Source organism: Streptococcus sp. KR, from assembly GCF_002238115.1.
Taxonomy (GTDB): Bacteria; Bacillota; Bacilli; order Lactobacillales; family Streptococcaceae; genus Streptococcus.
Map to the genome: position 1 here is coordinate 1 of NZ_NGVM01000203.1, position 344 is coordinate 344.

Here is a 344-nt window from a genome sequence, read left to right on the forward strand (position 1 = left end):
CTAATTTTATCCGTTTAACAGGTTCTGGTCTACTCGTTTTATAAAATTCAATACCCAGTTGACCATTTAAACGGTAGTATTCAGAATAAGGATAGGTCTCATCGATATCAATCAAGAGCTTTAGAATAACAAAGTCTTCATCTTCAAATACAATCCGTTGCATCGGAGAAATAGCTTTAGGAAAAATATAAGCCGTATGATTGTCATATTCAATCTGAAATTTCTCAATAGTCTTGAAAGCCTCGATAAAAGCATTCAGCTCAGAGGAATACTCAAAGCTACTTTCTAACCCCTTTAACGGGCTCTCTTCACCTGGATAGTAACTAAAGTATGGTTGACCTACA

The 344-nt window shown here is 35.5% G+C and carries 1 pseudogene; it reads right to left on the bottom strand.

The window, feature by feature from the left end:
* Positions 1-344 (bottom strand): annotated as a pseudogene (locus tag CBI42_RS11615) (hypothetical protein); the annotation flags it as partial.